The organism is Vibrio sp. V23_P3S9T160 (assembly GCF_963886625.1).
GTDB lineage: Bacteria > Pseudomonadota > Gammaproteobacteria > Enterobacterales > Vibrionaceae > Vibrio > Vibrio anguillarum.
Genome location: NZ_CAWPDB010000046.1, coordinates 1 through 5,996, shown reverse-complemented (window position 1 = coordinate 5,996; position 5,996 = coordinate 1). Strand labels below are relative to the sequence as shown.

6 protein-coding genes and 1 riboswitch are annotated in these 5,996 nt (G+C 42.2%); of the genes, 3 read left to right on the top strand and 3 right to left on the bottom strand.

What is annotated here, in order from left to right; translation table 11 throughout:
- Positions 1 to 448: 448 nt before the first annotated feature.
- From glgC to AACU59_RS02955, 3 genes are all read left to right on the top strand, one after another.
- Positions 449 to 1,666: a glucose-1-phosphate adenylyltransferase gene (glgC, locus tag AACU59_RS02965; RefSeq protein WP_013857078.1), complete on the top strand. Its 1,218-nt coding sequence runs from the start codon at positions 449 to 451 to the stop codon at positions 1,664 to 1,666.
- 1 nt (position 1,667) lies between these two features.
- Positions 1,668 to 3,122, top strand: coding sequence for a glycogen synthase GlgA (gene glgA / locus AACU59_RS02960; protein WP_013857077.1), 1,455 nt, complete (start codon positions 1,668 to 1,670; stop codon positions 3,120 to 3,122).
- A 133-nt stretch (positions 3,123 to 3,255) separates the two neighbouring features.
- The gene (locus AACU59_RS02955) at positions 3,256 to 4,056 is read left to right on the top strand and encodes an alpha/beta fold hydrolase (protein WP_017043918.1); all 801 of its coding nucleotides are present in this window, start codon (positions 3,256 to 3,258) and stop codon (positions 4,054 to 4,056) included.
- Here the strand turns inward: AACU59_RS02955 and AACU59_RS02950 are convergent.
- The 3 genes from AACU59_RS02950 to AACU59_RS02940 all read right to left on the bottom strand — a co-directional run bounded on the left by AACU59_RS02950 (position 4,053) and on the right by AACU59_RS02940 (position 5,795).
- Positions 4,053 to 4,370 carry a putative signal transducing protein gene (locus AACU59_RS02950; protein WP_081244899.1) on the bottom strand — a complete coding sequence of 106 codons (318 nt, stop codon included), beginning with the start codon at positions 4,368 to 4,370 and terminating at the stop codon, positions 4,053 to 4,055. The genes AACU59_RS02955 and AACU59_RS02950 overlap by 4 nt on opposite strands.
- An 8-nt stretch (positions 4,371 to 4,378) precedes the next feature.
- Positions 4,379 to 5,059, bottom strand: coding sequence for a TVP38/TMEM64 family protein (locus AACU59_RS02945; RefSeq protein WP_026028026.1), 681 nt, complete (start codon positions 5,057 to 5,059; stop codon positions 4,379 to 4,381).
- Positions 5,060 to 5,207: 148 nt separating this feature from the next.
- Complete coding sequence (locus tag AACU59_RS02940) at positions 5,208 to 5,795, bottom strand: TfoX/Sxy family DNA transformation protein (RefSeq protein WP_013857073.1); 588 nt, start codon at positions 5,793 to 5,795, stop codon at positions 5,208 to 5,210.
- Positions 5,796 to 5,909: 114 nt separating this feature from the next.
- Positions 5,910 to 5,995, bottom strand: a riboswitch (cyclic di-GMP riboswitch).
- Between the last annotated feature and the right edge of the window lies 1 nt (position 5,996).

Below are 5,996 nucleotides of genomic sequence, written 5' to 3'. Positions count from 1 at the left end.
TCAGCACCTTGCTATCAGCTCATGCTACTTAATAACTGAAATCAAAATATTTGGTTTAATTAATACTTATGTCTTTAACCTAGTAAACATAGCGTCATAAATTCGTTGTATTTTTAATAAAAAGAGAGTGTATATAAAATTAAGAATGCATCAATAAAGTGAATAAAAATGATTAGTTAATACATTGTTATGTTTATATGTTACACCGAGCTGTAAATGTGAGCTAGGTTAGGAGTTAGCAAACTAAAGGGTTCAGACAAGCCAGAACAGCGTATTTAAAATTGTATTATTTCTTTAATTCGATAACGTATAAACAACCGATTGCATTTAGGGTGGTGAGGGAGTTTCATACAGCCCACTGCAAGTGGTCAATAAGGATAGCATCCATACATCCCCTGTAAATTAAGGTATGGAATGCAAATATAAGAATGAAATAAGGAGAATTAAAATGGCTGGTGTTTTAGGAATGATCCTTGCTGGTGGCGAAGGCTCGCGCTTGATGCCTTTAACGGAATCTCGTAGTAAACCTGCAGTGCCATTTGGTGGCAGTTATCGTTTAATCGATTTTGCTTTGAATAATTTTGTAAACGCGGATTTGATGCGTATCTACGTGCTTACACAATTTAAATCACAATCGTTGTATTTACATATGAAGAAAGGCTGGAACCTTTCGGGCATCACTGATCGGTTTATCGATTCAATCCCCGCACAGATGCGTGATGGCAAGCGCTGGTACGAAGGTACTGCGGATGCTATCTACCAGAATATTCGTTTTATTGAACTCTCTACCCCCGACCAAGTATGTATTTTTGGCTCTGATCATATCTATAAAATGGATATCCGCCAGATGCTCGATTTCCATAAACGTGTAGACGCAAAACTGACCGTTTCTGCGCTGAGAATGCCGCTGAAAGAAGCGTCTCAGTTTGGTGTGATCGAAGTTGATGAAGCCGGAAAAATGGTCGGTTTTGAAGAAAAACCTTGCAACCCTAAAGCGATCCCTGGGCACCCAGACCTTGCACTTGTTTCTATGGGTAACTACATATTCGATACAGATAAACTCTGTGCAGAACTGCGTCGTGATGCTGAAGATAATCATTCCAGTCATGATTTTGGCAAAGATATTATTCCTAAACTTTTCCCGGAAGGAGAGGTTTATGTCTATGATTTTTCAACCAATAAAATCAAAGGCGAAAAAGACACAACCTACTGGCGTGATGTTGGTACGATTGAGGCCTACTGGGCAGCGCACATGGATCTATTAGAGCATGATGCCGATTTTTCGTTGTATAACCGTAGCTGGCCTCTCCACACTTATTATCCACCGTTGCCACCTGCAACCTTTGTTGATTCACACGATCGTAAAGTACAGATCACCGACAGCTTGATCTCCGGCGGAAGCTACATTCAAGGTGCGAAAATTTATAAATCGGTACTAGGCTACCGCAGTAACATCGGAGCCAACACTTTAGTGAGTGAATCCGTGATCCTCGGTGATGTTAAAATTGGCGAAGGATGTACAATTAAGCGTACGATTATTGATAAAAATGTCGAAATAGCACCAGGTACTATCATTGGTGAAGATTTAGAACTCGATAGACAACGTTTCCATGTTTCTGATGAGGGCATCGTTGTTATCGCAAAAGGAACAAAAGTTGGATTCTAGAATGGAAAAAATCGATGTTTGGTTTACCGTTTCAGAAGCTCAAGGTTTGATCAAAAGTGGTGGTTTGGCCGATGTGGCCAAAGCACTGCCTAAAGCACTGCAAGAGTTAGGTCATCAGGTAGCTATTGTGCTACCTGCTTATCGTTCTATATTGGGCATTTCAGATGCTCCTGTTGTGCTAGAAACTGAGCTTACCCATTGGCCTCATACTTCATATCTGGTCCGTCAGATGGAGCTAGATGGAGTGGCCGTGTATTTAATTGAATGTGAACAATATTTTGGCCGAGCACAAATGTATGGCGAGAATAACCAGGCGTACGCTGATAATGGCGAGCGTTTTGGTTTCTTTTCAGCAGCTAGCCTAGATGTTTTGCCTAAGCTCGGTAAAAAACCACAGATTATCCATGCAAATGATTGGCATACAGGGTTGGTTCCATTTTTGTTGAAAACGCGTTACCAGCATGACGCTTATTTTTCTGATATGAAAAGCGTATTGACCGTTCACAACGCGATTTTTAAAGGTATTTTTTCTTATCATCAATTAGAGATAATCCCAGAATTGAACTTATCTGGCATGGAATTTTTACGCTACGGACACGATCACGTCAGTATGCTAAGAGCAGGGATTGCCTTTGCTGACAAAATCAATGCCGTTAGCCCTAATTATGCTTCCGAGCTGCTAACACCGCTTGGCTCTCATGGGTTGGTAGATGATTTTGTTCACCGAGCTAGAGATTTGCACGGTATCGTTAATGGGTGTGATTATAGCGAGTGGGATCCACAAAACGATGAATTTCTTCCTCTTGGCTACTGTGATGAAGCTGAATCACTTCAAGCGGGCAAACGGGCGAGTAAGCGCATGTTGCAAGAGGAGCTGCAATTACCTCAGCGTGACTTGCCTTTGTTTGGGATGGTTTGTCGACTCACCCACCAAAAAGGTTTCCACTACATTTTACCTATACTAGAGTCGTTCTTACGCAATGATGCTCAGCTCATTATTGTTGGCACAGGAGAGCCTGAAGTTGCTGTTCAGCTACATAAAATGGCGGCGAAGCATGCTGATAAATTTGCGTTTGTTGAAGCTTATAGCAATCGTTTTGCACATTTGGTTGAAGCCGGTTCTGATTTCTTCTTAATGCCTTCAGAATTTGAAGCTTGCGGTTTGAATCAGATCTACAGCATGGCTTATGGCACGCTGCCCATCGTTCGTGAAGTTGGTGGTTTAAAAGACACCGTGCGTGATTATGATAAGTTTCCTGAAGAAGCGACCGGCTTTGGTTTTCATGATCCTTCTCCAGAAGCACTGCTTATTGCAATGCAGCGAGCGATGCTGTTTTATCTTCAACATCCCGAAACTATGTTGGAGGTTCAGCAGAGGGCGATGCGACAAAATTTTAGCTGGCAGGATTCAGCGAAAGAGTACATCAAGATGTATCATCTCGCGTTCCATGACTGATGTTTTTATAACAAGTAAGGCGCTTTGGCGCCTTACTTGTTTAGCCGAACGAGCCCGCATGATTTTTTGCTATTCAGCCCCCGTTTTGTGGTAGTCTTGCGTTTCTCAAATTGAAGCTGATTAACGGTTTTGTATGTCTCATAGCCTACTTTTCCATAAGACCTACCTGCATCCCACCAGTGATGAATGGGTTGTTTTTGTGCATGGTGCAGGTGGAAGTTCATCCATCTGGTTTAAGCAAATCAAAGCGTACCGTGAGCATTTCAACCTGTTATTAGTTGATTTACGAGGTCATGGCAAGTCAAACCAACTGTTTAAAGAGTTGATGGCAAATCGTTACACGTTTAAATCCGTCACTCTTGATATTCTCAAAGTGCTCGATCATTTGAAAATTCAGTCTGCCCATTTTGTTGGAATGTCACTCGGCACCATTATTGTGCGTAATCTTGCTGAAATGGCGACTGGGCGAGTTTGCTCTATGGTTTTGGGGGGAGCGATAACCCGTTTGAATGTGCGCTCTCAAGTGCTCGTAAAGTTGGGTAATTTGAGTAAACACATCATTCCTTACATGTGGCTTTATCGTCTGTTTGCTTACATTGTAATGCCACAACGTAACCAAAAAGAGTCACGCCATCTTTTTATTCGAGAAGCGAAAAAGCTGTGCCAAAAAGAGTTTAAACGCTGGTTTATGCTGACTTCCGAAGTCAATCCTCTGATGAAATGCTTCAAAGAGAAAGAGCTGCCCATTCCCACTCTTTATCTTATGGGAGAGAGAGACTATATGTTCATTCAACCCGTTAAAGACATGGTGGCAATGCATAGACAAAGTGTGTTATTAGAGATCCCAGATTGCGGCCACGTGTGCAATGTTGAACAATCTGAGATGTTTAACCGCCATTCAATTGAGTTCATCCGCCAGCATCAGACTCGTTAGTCTGAATCTAAACAACCGCAGTACCAGCAGGCTGCAAACTGCGGCCCATTTTCCTCGTTGCACTGTCCACAAACCCAGTTAGGTTCTTCGTTTATCTCTTCTATCTGATAGGCCAATAATTGTGCTTGAGCCTCGGCGATTTGAGCTTCATCCAACAGCCATATATAAGGCAAGGTTTCTTCTGAAAAAGGGAGCTCTCCACCTAAGCCGTATAAGTTATCGCCTCTCACTTCACAGCGAATATTGAATTGCTGTAAATACTGACAAACTATATATGCCTCTATCGGGTGGTTTGAAACACAAATTTTCATCATTATTCACTTCAGGCGGAAGTTGGGTTTTTGTTCAATCTGGCCATAATCCACTTGGTGAGAATAGGAAAAAGACCTAATAGAGCAAATGAAAGCAAAACCGAAGGAGATACAATACCGGATAAGCTTTCAATTTCAGCTAGTTGAGTACCAGCATTCAGATAAACGGCAGTGCCGGGCAACATACCGAGTTGGCTAATCAGGTAAAAGCGAGCGGTTGATATGGGTGTTAGGCCCATTAATAAATTAATCAAGAAAAAAGGGAAAACCGGAATTAAGCGCAGTGAGAATAGATAAAATGCCCCATCTTTTGCAACGCCTTGATTAATCGTTTGCAGCTTTTGACCAAATTTTGTTTGAATCCATTCACGCAGTAAGAAACGGCTACTCAAAAAGGCGATAGTTGCGCCTATGGTGCTGGCAAAGGAGACAAGCAGTAAGCTAGTCCAAAAACCAAACAGCGCAGCGCCCAGTAACGTGACGACCGCCGCACCTGGGATAGAGAAAGCCGTGAGCACAATATAGAGTGAGAAATAGATCAAAGCAGCGCTGATCACGTTTTGGCTAATGTATTCGTTTAATAGCATTTGCTGTGCTTTGGCATTATCTAACGTTAGATAGTGGCCAAAATTTACAATCAAAAAGACAATAAAGGCAAATAAAGCCAAGCCTAAGAGAAGTTTTTTATTCATGGTGTTCCTCAAAACGACATATTTTACTAGATATAGTGAAGAAGACAGAGGAAGTCGAATTTATATTTCAAAACGGGATTAAAAAAACGCCCGCATGGTGATGCGAGCGTATTTGATTATTTAATCGAGATATTTATTTACTCGGAAGTTAAAGGCTTTTAGCTAATTCATCGCGTCGAGATTGTGGGATAACCGACCAATGCTTGCCTTCAATCGCACCTTCAAGGGCCCATAGCAATTCAAGACTGATTGAAGAAGAATGGGTTTGCTGAATCGCTTTATAGGCTTCCAAAGCCCCCTTTGTATGCAAATCCGTTACAGATTCTATCCCTGCTTTCTTAAGCATACGTTCGGTGGCGAGTCGAAGGTTTGGGAGATCTTTTAGGCGTTCTGGCTTCGTTTGGGCTTGAACTTCTCGTTCTTGTTTGGCGATTTCGAGTGCGACAGCAGCATCTCGTAAAATAAGCGAAGGGTTTTCCCAACAATTGTCAGGTAATGCGAAGTATTTTGTGACGACAGGGAACCCACGTTTTTTATAGATATAGGGCTCATAGCCTTGCTCTTTAAAGCGAGAGGTTGATAGATCGTCTGCGCGAATATGAAGTTTATCGTTTACGACCAAAGCAAACATGGTGTCATCGACGAAAATGCCGAAGCCGCCAAACATTGAACGGGACTTAACGCGTCCAAGTTGTTCGAAGAGTCGCATTGAATCTTTAAGTACTGGTTTATCCATGCTGTAAATTCTCGGTGTATGGGAAAAACGCCACCAAAATCAGGTCCGAGAGATTAGCAAACTTATGCAGAAAGAGTGTCAGTAAGGGGTAAACTTAACGTTTGCATATTTGCCATCGGCAACCCCGCTACCTACCGAATAGTCGGTTTAGGCCGGAGGCTTTGCGTCCCATCTTTTCAAATGGTTTGCCCTGTGCGTGAC

Coding starts and splice junctions, on each gene's coding strand:
- glgC (WP_013857078.1), top strand. CDS start 449: ATGGCTGGTGTTTTAGGAATGATCCTTGCTGGTGGCGAAGGCTCGCGC.
- glgA (WP_013857077.1), top strand. CDS start 1,668: ATGGAAAAAATCGATGTTTGGTTTACCGTTTCAGAAGCTCAAGGTTTG.
- AACU59_RS02955 (WP_017043918.1), top strand. CDS start 3,256: ATGTCTCATAGCCTACTTTTCCATAAGACCTACCTGCATCCCACCAGT.
- AACU59_RS02950 (WP_081244899.1), bottom strand. CDS start 4,370: ATGATGAAAATTTGTGTTTCAAACCACCCGATAGAGGCATATATAGTT.
- AACU59_RS02945 (WP_026028026.1), bottom strand. CDS start 5,059: ATGAATAAAAAACTTCTCTTAGGCTTGGCTTTATTTGCCTTTATTGTC.
- AACU59_RS02940 (WP_013857073.1), bottom strand. CDS start 5,795: ATGGATAAACCAGTACTTAAAGATTCAATGCGACTCTTCGAACAACTT.